Here is a 20,422-nt window from a genome sequence, read left to right as displayed (position 1 = left end):
ATGCAACTTTCGGAACAAGAAATTATAAGAAGAGAAAAACTGAATGCGTTACGCGAATTGGGTATAAACCCATATCCCGCTGATCTTTATCCGGTAACTCACTCTTCAAAACAGGTAAAAGACCAATTTGAAGAAGGCAAAAAAGTAAATCTTGCCGGAAGAATCATGAGCGTTAGAGACCAAGGAAAAGCTTCTTTTGCAGAGCTACAAGATAGTGATGGCAGAATACAACTATACTTGAACCGTGACGTAATTTGTCCGGGAGAGGATAAAACAACATACAACCAAGTTTTTAAAAAATTAACCGACCTAGGAGATTTTATAGGAGTAGAAGGCGAATTATTCACAACAAAAGTAGGTGCACAATGTGTGCGAGTGGATCATTTTACTTTTCTGAGTAAAACGTTACGACCGTTACCTTTACCAAAAGTAGATGATGAAGGAAAAGTACACGATGCTTTTAACGATGCCGAATTGCGTTACCGAATGCGTTATGTGGATTTAGTTGTAAACCCACAAGTGAAAGAAGTATTTGTGAAGCGAACAAAATTGTTTAATGCAATGCGTACTTTTTTCAACGACAAGGGTTATTTTGAAGTGGAAACTCCGGTGTTGCAACCAATCCCTGGAGGTGCCGCAGCCCGCCCGTTTATCACTCATCACAACAGCTTAGACATTCCTTTATACATGCGAATTGCCAACGAATTATACCTAAAACGTCTAATCGTGGGTGGTTTTGATGGGGTTTACGAATTTTCTAAAAACTTCCGTAACGAAGGAATGGATAGAACTCATAATCCGGAATTTACAGCCATGGAAATCTATGTGGCTTACAAAGATTATAACTGGATGATGGAATTCACTGAAAATCTTTTGGAATATTGTGCCCTTCAAGTAAATGGGACCACCGAAGCTACTTTTGGCGAACATCAAGTGAACTTCAAAGCTCCTTATGCCCGAGTAACTATGACTGATGCCATTATTCAGTTTACAGGTTTTGACATTTCAGGAAAAACAGAAAATGAGATTAGAGAAGCCGCTTTAAAAATGCACATTCCGGTAGATGAAACTATGGGTAAGGGAAAATTAATTGATGAAATCTTTGGTGCAAAATGCGAAGGAAATTTTATCCAACCTACTTTCATTACAGATTATCCAAAAGAAATGAGTCCGCTGTGTAAAGTACACCGCAGCAATCCGGAATTAACCGAACGTTTTGAATTAATGGTTTGCGGAAAAGAAATAGCCAATGCCTATTCTGAATTAAATGACCCCATTGACCAAAGAGAACGTTTTGAAGCCCAATTAAAATTAGCAGATAGAGGTGATGATGAAGCGATGTTTATTGACAACGACTTCCTTAGAGCTTTAGAATATGGAATGCCGCCAACTTCCGGATTGGGAATTGGAATGGACCGACTCATCATGTTTTTAACCAACAACCAATCGATTCAAGAAGTGTTGTTTTTCCCGCAAATGCGTCCGGAGAAAAAACAAATTGAATTGACAGAAGAAGAAAAAGGCATTATTGAATTATTGAAAAAAGAAAACATCATGTCGCTTCCTGAACTTAAAGAAAAAGCAGCTTTAAGTGGAAAAAAATGGGATGCGGCCATGAAAGGATTATCAAAACACGGATTAATCACTGTAAAAGTAGATGGTGACCTCAAAACAGTGGAATTGAAATAATTAGTACTTTAAACATAAAAAAAGGTGTCATTTAAACAAGGACACCTTTTTTAGTTGCAATTCTATTTTTAATAGTGTTGCATTCCTGAAAAGCTTGATGCAAAAAAGGCTCCGAAAATCATAAACAACAGCAAAACAAAACCAAGTACAATAGCCGCAACCAAAAGCTGAGCTTTGGCCCAATTTTGTTTGTTTATGTTTTCATTAGAACCGAATGCATAAACAAAAAGCATTATAAAACCCACTAGCGGAATAGCCATGATTAACAGCGTGATAACCCAATCTTTAACTGACATTGGTTTTAAATTTTGATCTTGAATTGTTTCCATTTTTTATGTTTTTTTGGTTAGAAAAAGCAAGATACTATTTTTTTAATAATGTTAAATAAATCCATTTAAAAAGTTAAAAGACAGCAACCGATTAAACCTTTTGAAGCTACTTCGGTCAAAGTGGTATAATCATAAAATATAACAATCATGAAAAAAGTAATTATTATGGCATTGATGGTAGTAAGTGCTGCCACATTCGCACAAGAAAAAGAAACAAAAAAAGGGGACAGACAAAATAGAGCTGCTACAATGGAAGCAATGACTCCGGAACAAAGAGCTGAACTTCGTGTTAAGCAAATGACCCTAGATTTGGATTTAACGGAAAAGCAACGCACTGAGATTAAAAAAATTGTTTTAGAAAACAGCAAAAAAAGCGAAGCCAAAAGAGCAGAAATGAAAGCAAAAAAAGCGGACAAAAAAGCGATGAGTGCTGAGGAAAGATATGCAATGCAAAACGAAAGATTGGACAATCAAATCGCTATGAAAGCTGAAATGAAAAAAATTCTAACTCAAGAGCAATTTGAAAAGTTTGAAGAAAAACAAGCAATGCAAAAACAAAGAATGGCAAAGAAAAAAATGGGTAAATTCAAAAACAAAGAAGAAAAAAAGTAAGCTCAAATTTTGAAGGTTTTAAAAAATAAAGTATATTCGCCTTCTAATCAATAACCTTGAACACAATGAAAAATATAATTTTTGCCGGATTAGCTTGTTTGGCTTTTTCAACAACAATGTCAGCTCAACAATTAGACGATTCAATGTCTGACGAAAGAAAAGAAATTTTAATGCAGGAAACTTTAAAATCGGATATGATTTTATTGTCTGAATATGTTGATTTTGATGGCACGCAAGAGGAAAATCTTAAAAGTTTTTTACAATTGAGAATGGAATTATTAAACGATTCAACCATCTCTAAAGAAGAAAAAGCAGCATTGAAAAAAGGCTTAGGCAAAAAGTTTTTGAGTTTATTAAATGAAGGACAGATTGAAAAACTAAAAACAAACCAAGAATTGTTTGAAAAGTTTACAAAATAAATAAAACACCTAAACTAAGAAAAAAGGCTCCAACGAAAATTGGAGCCTTTTTTTATAGGGTTGCTACAACTCTATCTATAGCTGAAATAGTAAAATCCAAATCCTCATAAGTTAAAGCATCAGTAATAAACCATGTTTCATATGCTGATGGAGCAATGTATACACCTTCGTTCAACAAACCGTGGAAAAACTTCTTAAACGTTTCATTATCTCCGGCTTTTGCTGTTGCAAAATCAATTACAGGTTGTTCTGAAAAATGAACAGAAATCATAGAACCCACCCTATTGATGGTAAAAGGTAAAGTGTACTTATTCAAAACATTTCGAATGCCGACTTCCAAATAAGCAGTCTTTTCATCCAATCGGGCAAAAAGGGTTTTATCACTTGAAATAGCAGTCAACATCGCCAATCCGGCTGCCATAGCTAATGGATTACCGGACAAGGTGCCCGCTTGATAAACCGGCCCAACCGGAGCTAAAAAATTCATTATTTCATTTCGGGCCGCAAAAGCTCCAACAGGTAAACCTCCGCCAATTACTTTCCCAAAACAAGTAATGTCAGCTTTGATATTGTAAAGCTCTTGAACACCGCCCGCTGCCAATCGAAAACCGGTCATGACCTCATCAAAAATCAATAAAGAATTATGAGCCGTACAAATTGCCCGTAATCCTTCTAAAAAACCGGCTAATGGCGGGACACATCCCATATTTCCGGCTACAGGTTCAACAATTATAGCAGCTATTTGATTGGGATTCGCTTCAAATAATTTTTTGACAGAATCCAAATCATTGAAGTCTGCCAATAAAGTATCTTGAGCCGTTCCTTGTGTAACTCCGGGACTGTTTGGAGTACCAAAGGTAATGGCTCCACTACCCGCTTGAATTAAAAAAGAATCCGAATGACCGTGATAACAACCCGCAAATTTTACAATTTTTGCCCGTCCGGTAAAACCCCTAGCCAATCGAATAGCACTCATACATGCTTCTGTACCGGAGTTTACAAAACGGATTTTATCCGCATTCGGAATCATCGATAAAGCCAAAGAAGCGATTTGAGTTTCTATTTCAGTAGGCATTCCAAAGGAAGTACCTAATTTAGCTTTTGAAATCACAGCGTCAACAACAGGTTCATAAGCATGTCCTAAAATCATAGGACCCCAAGAATTGATATAATCAATCAGCCGATTGCCATCTACATCATACAAATAAGCTCCTTTTGCTCTTTCTACAAAGATGGGAGTTCCACCAACACCTTTAAACGCTCTCACAGGTGAATTAACACCACCGGGAATAACTTGTTCTGCTGCAGCAAATAAAGAACTGCTTCTTTGATATAACATAATAATCTTAAATTTTTATAGGTGGAATTATAATCGTAGCGTTTGTCCAATAATCAAATCGGAATCTCTTAGGTTATTTTTCTTTTTTATCTCATCAACGGTCATATTGAACTTTCGGGCAATGCCATACAAAGTATCACCTTTTTCTACAGTGTAAATCTGCATATTCTTGGGCGTTTCAACTGAAGCAACTGCATTTTTAGAAGTAGATGTTAAACCTCCCAGTACTTCTTGGTCATAATGTTGCAATTGGTAACGTTCAATCAAACTGATTAATTTATCCGGATATTTCGGATCAGTAGCATAACCGGCTGCCTTTAAACCTCTTGCCCAAGCTTTATAATCATCTTGTGGTAATTGAAACAAACTGGAGTAACGACTTCTTGAAGTTAAGAAAAGGGAGTGATCTCTGAAAGACTCGCTTGGATGATCGTATTTTCTAAAACATTCTTGAGCGGCATCATCATCATGAGCTACAGAAGGCCCCGTCCATTCTTTATGACATTTGATGCCAAAATGATTGTTAGCTCGTTGACTTAACGAACCCAATCCTGAACCCGATTCCAAAATAGCTTGAGCCAAAGTGATACTGGCAGGAATGCCATATTGTTGCATGTTATTTTTGGCAATATCTTTAAAATCATCAATGTATTTCAAAACAATTTCAGTGGTAACTTTTACATTAGAAGTGGCATGTAAAACTTCTGTCTTTGGAGCTGTTTTATACTGTGTTGTTGGTTTAGTTGTTGAAGAAGTTTTAGCTACCGGTTTTCGAACAGTTCGAGTAACCGGTTCTGACTTTGTTGTGCGAACCACTGGTTTAGAAGTGTTACAAGCAACAATGGAAAATAAAAGCAATAAAAGACTAAGTTTTTTAATCATCGAATTTAATTTTGGGCCAATTTTTTAAACCAATTTTTTCATTCATTCCGGCAATTCCTTGCAAACCTCCGGTGTGAATTAGTAATATTTTTGCATTTTCAGGAAAATAATCTTTTTGAATCAAATCATACAAACCAAAAACCATCTTACCGGTATAAACGGGATCTAAAGGTATTTTAGTTTGTTCATAAAAAGAATTCAAAAACAAAATCAAGTCAGGTGTAACTTTCGCATAACCCCCAAAATGATAGTCTGTAATCAATTCCCAACGCTCATTGTTGGCAAATTTACGAATATCATTTGATAAAAAATCACCTTTTAAGGCAGGAAAACCCAAAACTTTTTGATGGGGCAAGGTGGAATTTATAATCCCGGAAATTGTGCCGCCTGTTCCAACCGCACAACAGATGTAATCAAAATCAGCATCTTCGGGTGTTAAAATCTCTTCACAACCCTTTACTGCCAGGCCGTTTGTACCACCCTCAGGGAGTAGATAAAAATTACCAAATTCAGCTTGTAATGCCAACAAAAAATCAGGACTATCTTTGTCTCTATAAGCAGCTCTTGAAACAAATTTAAACTGCATCCCGTTTTCTTGAGCAAATTGCAAAGTGGGATTTTGTGCAATCTGATTGTCTAATTCATCGCCACGAATAACACCAATGGTTTGTAACCCATTATCTCTTCCTGCAAAAGCAACAGCAGCAATATGATTGGAGAAAGCCCCACCAAAAGTAAGCAAAGTTGTTGCCTTTTGAAGTTTTGCCTCCCTTAAATTATAGTTCAATTTTCTGTATTTATTTCCGGAAACAAAGGGATGAATCAAATCGTCTCGCTTAATGGAAACAAATTGAGAAGTAGTTTTGAATTTTATAATTTGTTGATTCATGAAGTGGAAAAGAAAATTTCAAATTTAATAAAAAGCGTATTTATTTTAAGATATATAACAAAATAAGAAAAAATAGGGCTACTAGTAAGTGGATTACTTAAAATTTAGGTAATTTAAGAAATTCCAAAATGACCTCTTCTTCAAATAGTCGAGGTCATTTTCATTTTCATAAGCTTCCTGCTCAAATGAAATCATGCGATACGCTTTAATTCGGGAGCGGGTTTGAAACAATCGAATTAGAAATTCAATACCATACCAAATAAAAAAAGGCACAACCAACAGTTCAAGTTGCTGTCTCAAATGAATGCGTTCATGATGCAGCAAAACCAAATTTTGCTTATCTAATTTGCTTTTTAACACCACAAAAGGAAAAAGCGTAATGCCTCGAAAACGCTTTGGGGTTAAATATTTAAAAACTACTACAATCATTTGTTGCAAAGTTGCTAATTTTGTAGCTATGAATACACCAAATTCTGAAAATAAATTAATCGAAGGTGAAGATTTTTATTACACCCCTGAAGGGTATAAATGTTTCACCGAAAAACACCATTTAAAACGAGGCTATTGCTGCAAAAGCGGCTGCCGTCATTGTCCCTATGGCTATGATAAAAAAACAGGTGCGATTAAAAAGTAATCAGAAAACAGACAACAGACAACAGACAACAGACAACTTACAACAGAAAAAAAATGACATTCAAAGAACAAATTAAACAAGGTATTCCTAACGAACTTCCGGCAATAAAACCATACGATACTGAAATAAACCACGCTCCAAAGCGAAAAGAAATTCTTTCTGAAGAGGAAAAAAAACTGGCTTTAAAAAATGCATTACGCTATTTCGAAGCAAAACACCACGCAACGCTACTACCTGAATTTAAAGAAGAATTAGAAAAATATGGTCGGATTTACATGTACCGTTTCAGACCGGACTATCGCATGTATGCAAAACCCATTTCAGAATATCCGGGAAAAAGCGAGCAAGCAAAAGCCATTATGCTAATGATTCAAAACAATTTGGATTATGCTGTGGCTCAACATCCGCATGAATTAATTACCTATGGTGGAAATGGTGCTGTGTTTCAAAATTGGGCACAATACCTGTTAACCATGAAATACTTGTCTGAAATGACAGACGAACAGACCTTGGTAATGTATTCCGGTCATCCGATGGGATTGTTTCCATCACACAAAGAGGCTCCAAGAGTTGTGGTAACGAACGGTATGGTTATTCCAAATTATTCAAAACCGGATGACTGGGAAAAAATGAATGCGTTAGGCGTTTCGCAATACGGTCAAATGACAGCGGGAAGCTATATGTATATTGGACCGCAAGGTATTGTTCACGGAACAACCATTACGGTTTTAAACGGATTTAGAAAAATTAAAAAAGAACCCGCAGGTGCCCTTTTTGTAACCTCGGGTTTAGGCGGCATGAGTGGAGCTCAACCCAAAGCAGGAAACATAGCGGGTTGTATTACGGTTTGTGCAGAAGTAAATCCGAAAATTACACATATTCGTCATTCACAAGGTTGGATCAATGAAGTAATTGAAAACGTAGATGATTTAGTCGTACGTGTTCGAAAAGCTCAAGTTGCTAAAGAAGTTGTTTCTATCGCCTACCTTGGCAATATCGTAGACGTTTGGGAACGTTTTGACACAGAAAACATTCATATTGACTTAGGTTCTGACCAAACATCACTTCACAATCCTTGGGCTGGTGGTTACTATCCGGTAGGACAATCGTTTGAAGCATCAAACGAAATGATGGCCAACAATCCCGAATTGTTCAAAACTAAAGTAAAAGAAACATTGATTCGTCATGCAGCAGCAGTCAACAAACATACCGCAAAAGGCACCTATTTCTTTGATTATGGAAATGCCTTTTTATTAGAAGCTTCTCGAGCAGGAGCCGATGTTATGGCATTAGATGGCATTCATTTCAAATACCCAAGTTATGTGCAAGACATCATGGGACCGATGTGTTTCGATTACGGATTCGGTCCTTTCCGTTGGGTTTGTGCTAGTGGAAATCCGGAAGATTTAGCCAAAACAGACCAAATAGCTTGTGAAGTATTGGAAGAAATGACTAAAAAAGCTCCGATCGAAATCCAACAACAAATGCAGGACAACATCAAATGGATTCAAGAAGCCCAAAAAAATAAATTGGTTGTGGGTTCACAAGCCCGAATTTTATATGCCGACGCAGAAGGACGAATGAAAATTGCGGAAGCGTTCAATAAAGCCATTGCAAACAATGAAATTGGCTATATTATTTTAGGTAGAGACCACCACGATGTTTCCGGAACCGATTCACCCTATCGGGAAACGTCCAACATATATGACGGCTCTAGTTTTACGGCAGACATGGCCATTCATAATGTGATTGGCGACAGTTTCCGCGGAGCTACCTGGGTATCAATCCATAACGGTGGTGGTGTTGGATGGGGCGAAGTTATAAATGGAGGATTTGGAATGGTTCTTGATGGTAGTAGTGACAGCGACAGACGGTTAAAAGCCATGTTGTTTTGGGATGTAAACAATGGAATAGCCCGAAGAAATTGGGCCAGAAACGAAGGAGCCATCTTTGCAATAAAAAGAGCCATGGAAACGCAACCTTTATTAAAAGTTACCATCCCTAATGTAGTAGATGATGATTTGTTTAAAAGGGTTTAAAATTTGATTTTGTTTAAAATTGTTGAACCTTGTTTAATCAAATCCCAACTAATCAAACGATTAAACAGTTAAACGATTAAACAAAAAATACGATGAAAACAATGAAACTCATTCCCTTTCTTCTACTCTTTGCCCTAGCTTCGTGTAGCTCCGTGAGAGTAGCTTCAGATTTCGACAAAACCGCACCTTTTGAACAATACAAAACTTTTGCTTATCACAAACCAAGTATTGACAAAGTGGAAATTTCTGATCTGGATAAAAAAAGAATACTAAAAGCAATTGATGAAGAATTACTCGCAAAAGGATTCGCTAAAAGCGAAAATCCGGATGTATTAATCAGCATCTTCACCAAAGACAACAAACGGGTTGATGTTTGGAACAACAACTTTGGCTGGGGTTGGGGCTGGGGTTGGGGATTTGACCCTTGGATGTGGGGAGGTAGAACCTCTGTTAGCACCGTTAACGAAGGAACCCTTTACATCGATATAATCGATACCAAAAAAAATGAACTGGTTTGGCAAGGCGAAGGTTCGGGAGTTTTAACACAAAACACCAACAAAAAAGACGAACGAATTAAAGAATTTGTAACTAAAATTTTAGCACAATATCCACCGAAAAAATAAAAGTCAAGAAATAGAATTGAAAAACTAAAACCACAGCAACCCTGTGGTTTTTTTTATAATATTCAAAGCTCTATTAAAGGATTTATTAAATAATCTGTATAGTCATTTAGAAGGGTCATTTACCACGCTAAGACAGGTCAACGATAGGATTAAAGCATGTATAATGCCTAAATAAAGCAAGAATAAAGCACTAAAGGTGACAGATTTTAACAAATACCATAATTTAGAGACAGAAGAAAATAACACAATACAAACCGAAAGTATTATACAGTTGTATAACTATAATAGGATTTATTTAATAACCTGTATAGTTATTTTAGGACGGGTCAGGGACAGGTCAAAAGCATAGATAAAGCATAGATAAAGCATAGATAGTGTATGAAAAATGCATTAAAAACATCATTTTTATTCCTTCCTATTCAGAATCAAAAAAAAATTTAAAAACTTCAAAAAACAACACAAATACTAAAATAAGTTAAACTTATTCCGGTTTGATTGCAGTGACACTAAAGTTTTTTACCTTTACAAGACATCAACAAACAAACGGTATGGAAACCCATTTTGAAAGCAACCCACTGATAGACAGACTTCCAAAACATCTAAAACAGTTCATAAAACCTCAGGTTTATGAAGATTACACACCAATCAATCAAGCGGTTTGGAGGTATGTTATGCGGAAAAATGTGGACTATCTTTCAAAAGTAGCACACGAATCCTACTTAGACGGATTAAAAAAAACCGGACTAGAAGTAGATAACATCCCTAACATGTATGGCATGAACCGCATCCTAAAAGAAATAGGATGGGCTGCTGTTGCCGTTGATGGATTTATTCCACCAAATGCTTTTATGGAATTTCAGGCTTATAACGTTTTGGTTATTGCCAGCGACATCAGACAATTAGAACATATTGAATACACCCCAGCACCGGACATCATTCATGAAGGTGCCGGCCACGCTCCTATTATTGCCAATCCCGAATATGCTGAATATTTACGTCGATTTGGAGAAATTGGCTGCAAAGCCATTTCATCGTCACGTGATTACGAAATGTATGAAGCCATCCGCTTGCTATCCATCTTAAAAGAAGCAGAAGGCACTCCTGAAGATGAAATTCAAAAAGCCGAAGACCAAGTGGCTTATTTACAAAATAACATGGGTGAACTTTCAGAAATGTCACGTATCCGAAATTTACATTGGTGGACTGTAGAATACGGCTTAATTGGCACACCCGAAAACCCAAAGATTTATGGAGCAGGACTTTTATCATCGATTGGAGAAAGTGCTTGGTGTATGACCGACCAAGTAAAAAAAATACCCTACGATATTTCGGCTGCAGACCAAAGTTTTGACATTACGCAACCACAACCACAACTTTATGTAACTCCTGATTTTGCTCATTTGAGTCTTGTTCTAGAAGAATTTGCCAATACAATGGCGATACGAACCGGTGGCCCAAAAGGTGTTCAAAAACTGATCGATTCGAAAACGTTAGGAACCATTGAGCTGAGCACAGGATTGCAAATTTCAGGTGTGTTCACCAACGTAATTGAACATAACGGAAAATCCATTTACATTCAAACAACCGGAGAAACGGCTCTATCCTACCGAAACAAAGAATTAGTAGGTCACGGCACAAATTCACATAAAGATGGATTTGGAAGCCCTATTGGCATGTTAAAAGGGATTAATCTTGCCATTGAAGACATGAGTCCAAGAGATTTGAGAGCTTATGATATTTATGAAGCAGAAAAAGTTACTTTAGAATTTGAAGGGAACATTACTGTTTCCGGAGAGATAATTACAGGCTCAAGAAATTTACAAGGTGAAATCATACTGATTAGTTTTAAAAACTGTACGGTAAAACACAATGACACCGTTTTATTTCAACCGGAATGGGGTATTTATGACATGGCCGTTGGTAAAAAAGTAATCTCGGCTTTTTCAGGTCCTGCCGATGTAAATAGTTTTGACATGATTGATCATGTACCATCAAGTCATACCATTAAAGCAAAAAAATCTCCTGAGCGTGAAGAATTAGAACAATTATATTTAAACATTCGCCAAGTTAGAAACAACAAAACAGCACTAATGTCCATTGAAAAAACATTTGAAATGCTAAAACAAAACCATCCAAACGATTGGTTGCTTTCTCTTGAAATCATTGAATTAGCTCATAAAACAAACGACCAAGCTTTGCTGGAACAGGTTATTATTCATTTGGAAAAAGTAAAAACGCAACGCCCTCAAGTTTCGAATTTGATTAACGATGGACTTGAATTAATTTTTGAATCACAAGCTGTTTAATTGCTATTTAGATTTGTAACATTTGTAACTGTGCTATTTATTAACCCTATCTATCTTTGTCTCATTAAAATTTAAAACCATGGGATTATTAGAATTATTAGGTTTAGGATCAAAAAACGATGCTATTCAAGAGTTTAAATCAAAAGGGGCAATAATTATTGACGTTAGAACAACAGAAGAATTTAAGCAAGGACATATCAGTGGCTCAAAAAATTATCCGTTGTCAAGTTTGTCCTCTAAAATTAGTGATATTAAAAAACTAAACAAACCGGTTATTGTTTGTTGTCAAAGCGGTATGCGAAGCAGTCAAGCGGCATCCATTTTAAAAAATAACGGAATCGATGTGATTAACGGAGGCGGTTGGCAAAGCCTTGAAAATAAGTTATAATATATTTTAAAAGCTCTTTTCAGGGCTTTTTTTTATGTTTTTATTTTGGTTGATAAGGCAGTTTCTGTAATAATAACTTCGCCGTTATACTTTAATGTCCATCCCATTGTGTTAGTCAAGATCAAAATCTTTGAAAGCTCACTTATCAAGCGATTTTCAGCATTTTTTTTCAAGCTGGATTTTTCCATTTTTTTGACGAGCTCCGCTTTTACTTTGGTTCTGATTTTATTGTAATCGGAAGTTCCAAACGGATTAAACATACTTTCATCAATACTGTAAAAATGAATATCAGGATTGATTTTCATTTCAGCTTCCGGTATATTTTTTATTGTAATGGATTTATTTTTTTCGTCAATATCATAAGTAACTTTACTTAAATCATAGGAAATTGTAACATCTGCATTCACAACCATCAAAGCTTTTTTATCAAAAGAAACCAAATTCATAAAATAGTTTTTTTGGTCTTTATAGGTCATCACTTGAGAATAATGACCTTCAGTAACCACCAACTTGGAAACATTTTTTAGCTGCTTTTCAATCAAAGAGGAGTTATATTCCAAAGTCGAAGAACTTCTGTCACTAGTAAAAAATTGATAGGCCAAATAAAACAAAACACCAAAAATAAGAATGTAAATCAGCTTGCCTGATCTTCCTATTGCTTGAATTATTGGCACTAAAACATTCTTTATTTGAGTTTCTGTAGATTGATTTCTTCGGGTAGCCATTGTGTTATTTTGCTACGAAGGTAAAAAAGTTAAATCAATTTATTACTTTGAGCTTTTTGAATCGCCTCTAATTTGCTGTGAACTTGCAATTTGGAATAGATATTTTCAATGTGTTTTCTGACTGTTGAAGGAGATAGAAATAGATTATCGGCAATTTGATTGTAATTTAATCCTTTGCTTAGTTGTTCTAAAACCTCAATTTCACGGGTAGATAATTTTATATCTGTTTGTTCTTCCTTAAAATTAAAATCTTCAGGATTTCGCAACAACTTGAGGGTTTTTAAGGCAATCGACGGGTTCATTGCGGCTCCTCCATTCAAAGTATCCAAAATACCTTGATGCAAATCGGCGGGGTTTACTTCTTTCAGTAAATAACCATCGGCTCCGGCTTTGATAGCATTAAATATATTTTCATCATTATCAAAAACAGTCAGCATTATCACTTTGATATGAGGGTACTTTTGCTTAACAAGTGCAGTTGCTTCAATTCCATTCAAAATAGGCATATCAATATCCATCAATAACAAATCAATATTGTGATTGGCATCTAATTTTGTTAATAATTCAGCTCCATTTAAAGCAGAATACTTAACCTGAATAGTATCAAAAAAAGACAATTTTTCTTCAACAGCTTTAATCAAAAAACTATTGTCATCTACTATGGCTATTTTAATTTTCATTGACTTTTATTTATTAGAAAGAGCGTGTAATAATTCTAATTTTAATTGAATTGAGCTAAACATATCATTTACGATAGTATCACTGGTATTTGCTTTATTGTTTTCAATTATCAATTCAAATGCTTTGTTTTTTTCATCAATAATCGAATTTTGAATAGAAATTATTTTTAAATCATGATGTTTCATACTTTGTTTCATTTTAAAATGATTAAGTATTAAAATGAACCCAATTAGTAAACTAAAAAACACAAAAACTAAACTCATAATTAAATCCGATAAAGTCTTTAAAAGTAATTTCAAAATCAACACAATGCAATACGACAACTGCCCTATTCTGTTTGTTGTTTTTTTAAAGTCACCTTCGTTCCCTCGTTTGTTTTAGATGTAATCATTAAATTGGCATGTAAATCTAAGGCTCTTTTTTTCATGTTATTCAATCCGTTTCCATGTTGAATTTCAGATTCTGAAAAACCAACTCCATTGTCAGAAATCACAAATGTATAACCTGATTCTTCTTGAGAAAATGTCACTTCTATATGGGTTGCATTAGCATATTTAACAGCATTATTAATTGCTTCTTGAATGATTCTGTAAATATTCATCCCTTCAACAGATGAAAAAATGTTATCTGTATTACCTGTAGTTCCTTTTACAAAATCAAATGAAATGCCGTTAGTAGCTAATTGTGCATTCTCAATAAAATTGGCTATTCTGATTTGCAAATCCTCAACGGTAATTGCATTTTTATTCATCGCCCAAATAGTATCTCGCAACTCGATAATCGTATTTTTTGTAAAACCACTAATGGAATCAAATTTCAAATTAAGTTTCTCTTTTGCTAAATCAAAATATTTTAAATTATCAATAGAAGAAATTATAAATGTAAGTTGCGAACCTATATTATCATGCAAATCTCGCGAAATTTGAAGTCGTTGTTCCTGTAGTTTGTTTTGTGTTTCAATTTTAACTAAAGCTGCTTTTAAATCACTTTCTTTTTTCAATTGAATGTTCTTTAATTTTTGTTGCTTATACAATAAATAGCCAATTATCAGAAAGGTTAATCCCAATCCAAATGCAACATAAAGCAGCATGTTTTTTCGCTTTAATTCTAATTCGCGTTGTGTTACTTTTACCTTTTCATTTGCTAAATCTTTTTCCTTTTTTTCGGTTTCATAACGGGTTTCTAATTCAAAAATAGCTTTGGTTTTTTCATTTTCAAAAAGTGTATCTTTTATTTTGTTGTATTGTTCTGAATATGAAAAAGCAGTGTTAAAATCACCCAAACCGGCATGTGCTTTTGCTAAGTTTTGCAGTTGACTAACCAGTAATTTTTTTGCATCGGTCTTGTTGATAAAGGCAAGTGATTCATTAGAATATGCAATACTTTCTTTGAATCTTTTTTGTTTGATTAAACACGTTGAAAGTGCATTCAAAATATTGGCTGTTTCGAAATGATTTCCATATTTTTTATGTAAATCAATTGACTTTTGATACATTTTTTCTGCTTGTTCAAATTGCTTCAAACTATCATAAGCAATTCCAATATTTGAAATAGAATAGGGCACATATCGATCATATTTTAATTTCTCATATCCCTCTTGTGCCTTTTCAGAATAGGAAATTGATTCTTCGAAACGTTTCAAATCTATCAAAACAGAACCAATATTTCCGCTGGTAACCATGATGCCAAAATCATCTTGCTGATTGACATAAATTTCATTGGCTTTTTTATAATAAAAATAGGCTTTATCAAAGGATTTCTGTTGCTTATAAATAATTCCGATATTGGCATTCACCATTGCCGTTTTAGTTAAATCCTTTTGATTTTCATAGATTTTTAAGGCTTTAAAATAATAATAAAGTGCTTCTTTGAATTTTCCCAATTGATCATATGCCACACCTAGATTGTTGTAGGAATCAGCAATTGCGATTTGATTTCCAAGAATTTTTCTTTTGCTTAAAGCTCTGAGATGGTAAACTAATGCGGAATCTGCCATTCCTTTATATTCATAGGAATTGGCCAAATTGTTATAAACATCAGCATAAACAGAATCACTTTTTATCTTGTTTGATTCAGCATGAGCTTTTTGAGCATAAATCAAACACGAGTCTAGATTAACCGTACTGAATTTATCAGAAAGATTTAAATAGTGTTTTACTTTAGAAAGAGAATTGCTTTGTTTGGTTATTGTTTGTAAACTATCCTTTTTAGCTTGCTTTATAACTTGAGCAGAAGTATCACAAAAAGATAGAATCAAAATGAGAATCAAAAAATTGAAAAAATTATTTTTCATTATTTAGATTGTTAATTCTCAAATATAACTTTTTTCAAAAACTACAACAATTAATTTGACAAATTTTCATAAAAATTACTACATAATTAACTAATTAAGTAAATTATATTAAGTAGTAACACAGCTATTACAATAAAATAAATAAAAACAGTCACAATTGTTGATTTGGGAGACTTCATTAAATTTTGTATCATAATTTATAAAATGAAATAAAAAAACTTTCCAAACGAGAAGTAGTTCGAATGGAAAGTTTAAAAAAAACCACCAAAACTATTTTTAGTCTAGTTCAACATTAAATGAACCTTCAGTAATTTGTTTCATACTATTATCATCAGAATTTTTAGCAGAAAAACTAAATGTTCCTTTGATGTGAGTAGCAGTAATCTCAGAAACATTAATTTCTCCAACTTTATCGCCACCTGTATAAGGAGCTGACCAAATATTTGTTTCGGAAGCGGCAGGATTAGATAAATTGACATTGAACTCGGTGTAACTTGCATTAGCTTGACCTAAACCGAGTGTTCCACCAATATCATAAGTGCCAACCCCGTCAAATGTGGTCACATTCAAGACAAATGCTTTACTGGAAGTGCCTCCCGTATTTCCTTGAATAGACAACATGGTACCAACTTGATTAGCTAATGTGACCATTTCCATTGTTGTTACATTAGTCCCATCTACTTTCGCTTTAATGGTTCCCGCTGCAGCATTACCACCTCCACCTCCATTGTCATCACTGCTACATGATGTAAAAAATGAAAATGAACCGGCAATTAATAACGCACAGATAAGTTTAATTGATTTCATAAGAGTATTTTTTATTGGTTAAAATTATAAACCAAAATTGCAATACAATTACAAAACAATCAATAGGGCATTTGCCGTATTTTTAGTAGTTCAATGTAGTAAATTAGAAATTTAAAATGTCAGGTTTAATCCGGGATGCAACTTTTGCAATTGTTGTATGCTTCTTTCTAAATTGGATAAAAACTTTTGGTGTGCTTCAGATTGTAAGTTAAAAGGTCGATGTGAAAATGCTTTTTGAATCGTTTCGATTTCTTTCATAAGAGAAAACGAACCCTCTGAAATAAAGGTGTTTTTAAAAATAGTCCAAATATAATCGATCGCAACTTGGTTGGGGTGCAACATGTCTTCTGCATAAAAACGATAATCTCGCAAATCATCCATCATAATTTCGTAGCTTGGAAAATAGTTTGAATTGCGGGTTGCGGATCGCGAGTTGTGAATTGCTGCAATTAAATGCGACTTACTCAATTGATTTTCTACAAAACCATCCTTTAAATGACGAACGGGTGAAATGGTGAATATAAAATGACAATTTGGATTTATTTCTTGAAGTAAAGCACAACTTCTTTGAATACTGGCTTCAATTTGAGCAATAGAAAGCAATTCTTTTGAAAATTCCTTCTGAGGTACTTTATGACAATTGGCTACTACTTTCCCTGATTCATTATTTCTATAAACCCAAGAAGTTCCATAAGTTATGATACAAGTTGTAGCATTTTGAAATTCGAGAAATGCAGTATCAATTATAACATTTAAAGTTGCCAGCAATTCATCCTTATTGGCATTACTCAATTCGGAATGCACCTCAAAACAATGCCATAAATCATTGTGAAAAAAAATAGCATCTTCAGTAAAATAGTTCTTTTGAGTAATTCGTTCAATACTACTTTCAATTGAAAACGGATTAAAAATAATACCAAAAGGATTTACCAAATTACGGAATTTATAATAACTGAATTTTTCAGAAATGTTTTCAGCAAAACACGAACCCATTAACACCAATCTGGCAGTATAATCAATTTGATTATCATTTGTAGAAAGGGAAATTGGAGTTCTGAAATTCATTTATAAACTATTTTATAAATTCAACCGCCTTCGCTAACGCCTCTTTAATTCCGTCCACATTTTTACCACCGGCTGTTGCAAAGAATGGTTGTCCGCCGCCGCCGCCTTGAATATATTTTCCTAATTCTCGAACGACTTGTCCGGCATTTAAATTGTGAGAAGCTACTAATTCTTTAGAAATATAACAGGTTAACATCGGTTTATTTTCATCGGCTGTAGCCAAAACTAAAAATAAATTATTGCCTAAATTACCTAATTCATACGCCAAATCTTTTGCACCTTCCGGATTCAAATCGACTTGTTTGGCTAAGAATTTTATGCCGTTAACTTCTTGTAATTCTGAAGCTAATTCACCTTTTAAGTTTTTTGCTTTTTCACGCAACAATTGCTCAATTTGCTTTTTCAATTTGGCATTATCATCTTGTAAAGAAACCACGGATTTTAAAATATCTTGCGGATTTTTCAACATTTCTTTTAGTTCAACTAATGTATTTTCTTGATTTTTGTAGAAGTCTTTTACGGCATCACCGGTAATCGCTTCAATTCGACGAATTCCCGCTGCTACAGCTCCTTCAGAAATAATTTTGAAATGCCAAATATCGGCTGTATTTTTCACGTGAATGCCACCACATAATTCTTTGCTATCGCCAAATTCAATCATACGAACAGAATCGCCATATTTTTCGCCAAACAAAGCCATTGCACCTTGTTCCATCGCTTGCTGAATTGGAATATTTCTGTGTTCAACCAATTGCAGTTGCTCTTCAATGCGTTGGTTTACGAAGTCTTCCACTTGCTTGATTTCTTCATCAGAAACTTTCGAAAAATGCGAAAAGTCAAAACGCAAATAATTCGGATTCACTAATGAACCTTTTTGCTCCACGTGCTTCCCTAAAATTGTTCTCAAAGCCAAATGCATCAAGTGTGTAGCGGAGTGATTTTTGGATGATTTTAACCTTGCAACTTCATTCACTTTAGCTTTGAATGTTCCTTTTAAATCATCTTCGTCAGGTAAAGAATGAGTCAAATGCATTATTAAATTATTCTCCTTTTTCGTATCTAAAATCAATACAGATTGACTATCCCATTCTAAAATACCTGTATCGCCCACTTGCCCTCCACCTTCGGGATAAAATGGTGTATTATCTAAAACGATTTGGTATAAAATTCCGTCTTTTTTTGAATTTACTTTTCGAATTCGAGTGATTTTTACTTCATTTTCGGTTTTGTCGTAACCAACGAATGTTTCAACATTTCCTGGAATTAAAACTGACCAATCTTCGGTTGAAACTTCAGAAGCGGCACGGGAACGTGTTTTTTGCTTTTGCATTTCGCTATAAAAGCCTGCCAAATCAATTTCAAAACCTTTCTCTTTTGCTATTAATTCAGTTAAGTCAATTGGAAAGCCATAGGTATCATATAAATCAAAAGCATTCTTTCCCGAAATGATTGGTTTGACATTTTTATCACTTAATTCTTGATAAATCTTTACTTCTTGCATTAAGCTTTCTAAAATCAACAAACCTGCAGCAATTGTTCGTAAAAACGATTGTTCCTCTTCTTTAATTACATTTTCAATAAATTGTTTTTGAATTTTAATCTCTGGGAAAAACTCGCCCATTTGATTGGATAAAACAGCAACCAATTCATAAATAAAAGGCTCTTTTTTATTTAAAAATGTAAATCCATAACGAACCGCCCGACGCAAGATTCTACGAATCACATAACCGGCTCCGGTATTAGAAGGCAATTGTCCATCTGCAATTGCAAAAGCAACAGCACGAACGTGATCTACAATTACACGAATAGCAATATTGGTTTTGTTTTGTTCTTCTGATATAGTTGCAACTTCGTTAGAAGTATATTTCAAACTAGTAAGTTGTTCAACTTTTTCAATTAAAGGCGAAAAAACATCGGTATCATAATTGGATGTTTTTCCTTGCAAAGCCATACACAAACGTTCAAATCCCATTCCGGTATCTACATGTTGAGCGGGTAATTTTTCTAACGAACCATCGGCTTTACGATTGAATTCCATAAAAACGTTGTTCCAGATTTCCACCACTTGAGGATGGTCGTTATTCACCAAACTCTTTCCGGAAACGGTTGCTTTTTCTTCTTCCGAACGCAAATCAACGTGAATTTCAGAACAAGGTCCGCACGGTCCTTGATCGCCCATTTCCCAAAAATTATCTTTTTTATTTCCTAGAATAATTCGGTCTTCATCAATCAATTCCTTCCAAATATCCCAAGCTTCTTGGTCAAAAGGCACATTTTCTTCGGGATTTCCTTCAAACACAGAAACATATAAATTTTCTTTGGGAATTTTATAAACTTCGGTCAACAATTCCCAAGCCCAATTGATGGCATCTTTTTTAAAATAATCACCAAATGACCAGTTGCCAAGCATTTCAAACATGGTGTGATGATAGGTATCAAACCCAACATCTTCCAAATCGTTATGCTTCCCGGAAACTCGCAAACATTTTTGAGTATCGGCAATTCGCTTGCTTTTAGGCTCGGCATTTCCTAAAAAATATTCTTTAAATTGAGCCATTCCTGAGTTGTTAAACATCAAGGTTGGATCATCTTTCAGAACAATAGGAGCCGAAGGAACGATTAAATGTCCTTTACTTTCAAAAAATTGCAGAAACTGCTTGCGGATATCTTGTGATTTCATTTAAAATAAATTCAATGTTTAC

At 34.6% G+C, this 20,422-nt stretch carries 20 protein-coding genes; 8 read left to right on the top strand and 12 right to left on the bottom strand.

Annotation, left to right across the window (positions count from 1 at the left end; all coding sequences use genetic code 11):
- The gene (gene lysS, locus IEV15_RS01020; protein WP_188360632.1) at window positions 1–1,689 is read left to right on the top strand and encodes a lysine--tRNA ligase; all 1,689 of its coding nucleotides are present in this window, start codon (window positions 1–3) and stop codon (window positions 1,687–1,689) included.
- Between the two features lie 68 nt (window positions 1,690–1,757).
- On the opposite strand, the gene IEV15_RS01015 is transcribed toward lysS, so the two are convergent.
- Window positions 1,758–2,018: a hypothetical protein gene (locus IEV15_RS01015; RefSeq protein ID WP_188360631.1), complete on the bottom strand. Its 261-nt coding sequence runs from the start codon at window positions 2,016–2,018 to the stop codon at window positions 1,758–1,760.
- Between the two features lie 147 nt (window positions 2,019–2,165).
- Here IEV15_RS01015 and IEV15_RS01010 point away from each other — a divergent pair, with 147 nt between their 5' ends.
- Window positions 2,166–2,630 carry a DUF4890 domain-containing protein gene (locus IEV15_RS01010; RefSeq protein ID WP_188360630.1) on the top strand — a complete coding sequence of 155 codons (465 nt, stop codon included), beginning with the start codon at window positions 2,166–2,168 and terminating at the stop codon, window positions 2,628–2,630.
- A gap of 65 nt (window positions 2,631–2,695) precedes the next feature.
- On the top strand, window positions 2,696–3,049 hold the full coding sequence (locus tag IEV15_RS01005) for a hypothetical protein (RefSeq protein WP_188360629.1): 354 nt from the start codon (window positions 2,696–2,698) through the stop codon (window positions 3,047–3,049).
- Window positions 3,050–3,101: 52 nt separating this feature from the next.
- Here IEV15_RS01005 and hemL read toward each other — a convergent pair whose 3' ends face one another.
- The 4 genes from hemL to IEV15_RS00985 all read right to left on the bottom strand — a co-directional run bounded on the left by hemL (window position 3,102) and on the right by IEV15_RS00985 (window position 6,588).
- Window positions 3,102–4,388, bottom strand: coding sequence for a glutamate-1-semialdehyde 2,1-aminomutase (gene hemL, locus IEV15_RS01000; RefSeq protein WP_188360628.1), 1,287 nt, complete (start codon window positions 4,386–4,388; stop codon window positions 3,102–3,104).
- Window positions 4,389–4,415: 27 nt separating this feature from the next.
- Window positions 4,416–5,270, bottom strand: coding sequence for a glucosaminidase domain-containing protein (locus tag IEV15_RS00995; protein ID WP_188360627.1), 855 nt, complete (start codon window positions 5,268–5,270; stop codon window positions 4,416–4,418).
- A complete protein-coding gene (locus IEV15_RS00990) occupies window positions 5,263–6,159 on the bottom strand; it encodes a 1-aminocyclopropane-1-carboxylate deaminase/D-cysteine desulfhydrase (protein WP_188360626.1) in 897 nt (298 codons plus the stop codon). Before IEV15_RS00990 ends, IEV15_RS00995 begins: the two co-directional genes overlap by 8 nt.
- A gap of 93 nt (window positions 6,160–6,252) precedes the next feature.
- Window positions 6,253–6,588 (bottom strand): hypothetical protein, encoded by a 336-nt coding sequence (locus tag IEV15_RS00985; RefSeq protein WP_188360625.1) that lies wholly within the window; start codon window positions 6,586–6,588, stop codon window positions 6,253–6,255.
- Window positions 6,589–6,616: 28 nt separating this feature from the next.
- Between IEV15_RS00985 and IEV15_RS00980 the strand changes: the two genes are divergently transcribed.
- The 5 genes from IEV15_RS00980 to IEV15_RS00960 all read left to right on the top strand — a co-directional run bounded on the left by IEV15_RS00980 (window position 6,617) and on the right by IEV15_RS00960 (window position 12,149).
- Window positions 6,617–6,793: a C1orf53 family protein gene (locus tag IEV15_RS00980; RefSeq protein ID WP_188360624.1), complete on the top strand. Its 177-nt coding sequence runs from the start codon at window positions 6,617–6,619 to the stop codon at window positions 6,791–6,793.
- Between the two features lie 53 nt (window positions 6,794–6,846).
- Window positions 6,847–8,832, top strand: coding sequence for a urocanate hydratase (hutU, locus tag IEV15_RS00975; protein ID WP_188360623.1), 1,986 nt, complete (start codon window positions 6,847–6,849; stop codon window positions 8,830–8,832).
- Window positions 8,833–8,924: 92 nt separating this feature from the next.
- Entirely contained in the window at window positions 8,925–9,455 is a 531-nt protein-coding gene (locus IEV15_RS00970) for a DUF4136 domain-containing protein (RefSeq protein ID WP_188360622.1), read from the top strand.
- Window positions 9,456–10,003: 548 nt separating this feature from the next.
- Window positions 10,004–11,761 (top strand): aromatic amino acid hydroxylase, encoded by a 1,758-nt coding sequence (locus IEV15_RS00965; RefSeq protein ID WP_188360621.1) that lies wholly within the window; start codon window positions 10,004–10,006, stop codon window positions 11,759–11,761.
- A gap of 79 nt (window positions 11,762–11,840) precedes the next feature.
- On the top strand, window positions 11,841–12,149 hold the full coding sequence (locus IEV15_RS00960) for a rhodanese-like domain-containing protein (RefSeq protein ID WP_188360620.1): 309 nt from the start codon (window positions 11,841–11,843) through the stop codon (window positions 12,147–12,149).
- Window positions 12,150–12,181: 32 nt separating this feature from the next.
- On the opposite strand, the gene IEV15_RS00955 is transcribed toward IEV15_RS00960, so the two are convergent.
- From IEV15_RS00955 to alaS, 7 genes are all read right to left on the bottom strand, one after another.
- Complete coding sequence (locus IEV15_RS00955) at window positions 12,182–12,874, bottom strand: DUF4230 domain-containing protein (protein ID WP_188360619.1); 693 nt, start codon at window positions 12,872–12,874, stop codon at window positions 12,182–12,184.
- Between the two features lie 29 nt (window positions 12,875–12,903).
- On the bottom strand, window positions 12,904–13,554 hold the full coding sequence (locus IEV15_RS00950; protein WP_188360618.1) for a response regulator: 651 nt from the start codon (window positions 13,552–13,554) through the stop codon (window positions 12,904–12,906).
- Window positions 13,555–13,560: 6 nt separating this feature from the next.
- On the bottom strand, window positions 13,561–13,752 hold the full coding sequence (locus IEV15_RS00945) for a hypothetical protein (protein ID WP_188360617.1): 192 nt from the start codon (window positions 13,750–13,752) through the stop codon (window positions 13,561–13,563).
- A 131-nt stretch (window positions 13,753–13,883) separates the two neighbouring features.
- Window positions 13,884–15,848 carry a tetratricopeptide repeat-containing sensor histidine kinase gene (locus IEV15_RS00940; protein ID WP_188360616.1) on the bottom strand — a complete coding sequence of 655 codons (1,965 nt, stop codon included), beginning with the start codon at window positions 15,846–15,848 and terminating at the stop codon, window positions 13,884–13,886.
- A 276-nt stretch (window positions 15,849–16,124) separates the two neighbouring features.
- Complete coding sequence (locus IEV15_RS00935) at window positions 16,125–16,655, bottom strand: DUF6252 domain-containing protein (RefSeq protein WP_188360615.1); 531 nt, start codon at window positions 16,653–16,655, stop codon at window positions 16,125–16,127.
- 111 nt (window positions 16,656–16,766) lie between these two features.
- Window positions 16,767–17,720, bottom strand: coding sequence for a GSCFA domain-containing protein (locus tag IEV15_RS00930; RefSeq protein WP_188360614.1), 954 nt, complete (start codon window positions 17,718–17,720; stop codon window positions 16,767–16,769).
- Between the two features lie 7 nt (window positions 17,721–17,727).
- Window positions 17,728–20,400, bottom strand: a complete 2,673-nt coding sequence (alaS, locus tag IEV15_RS00925; RefSeq protein ID WP_188360613.1) for an alanine--tRNA ligase — start codon at window positions 20,398–20,400, stop codon at window positions 17,728–17,730.
- Window positions 20,401–20,422: the final 22 nt, after the last annotated feature.

Origin of the sequence: Flavobacterium orientale, assembly GCF_014638005.1 — a bacterium.
GTDB classification, from domain to species: Bacteria; Bacteroidota; Bacteroidia; order Flavobacteriales; family Flavobacteriaceae; genus Flavobacterium; species Flavobacterium orientale.
Note: the sequence above shows the minus strand (reverse complement) of the source record. Positions and strands in the feature narration are given on the sequence as shown.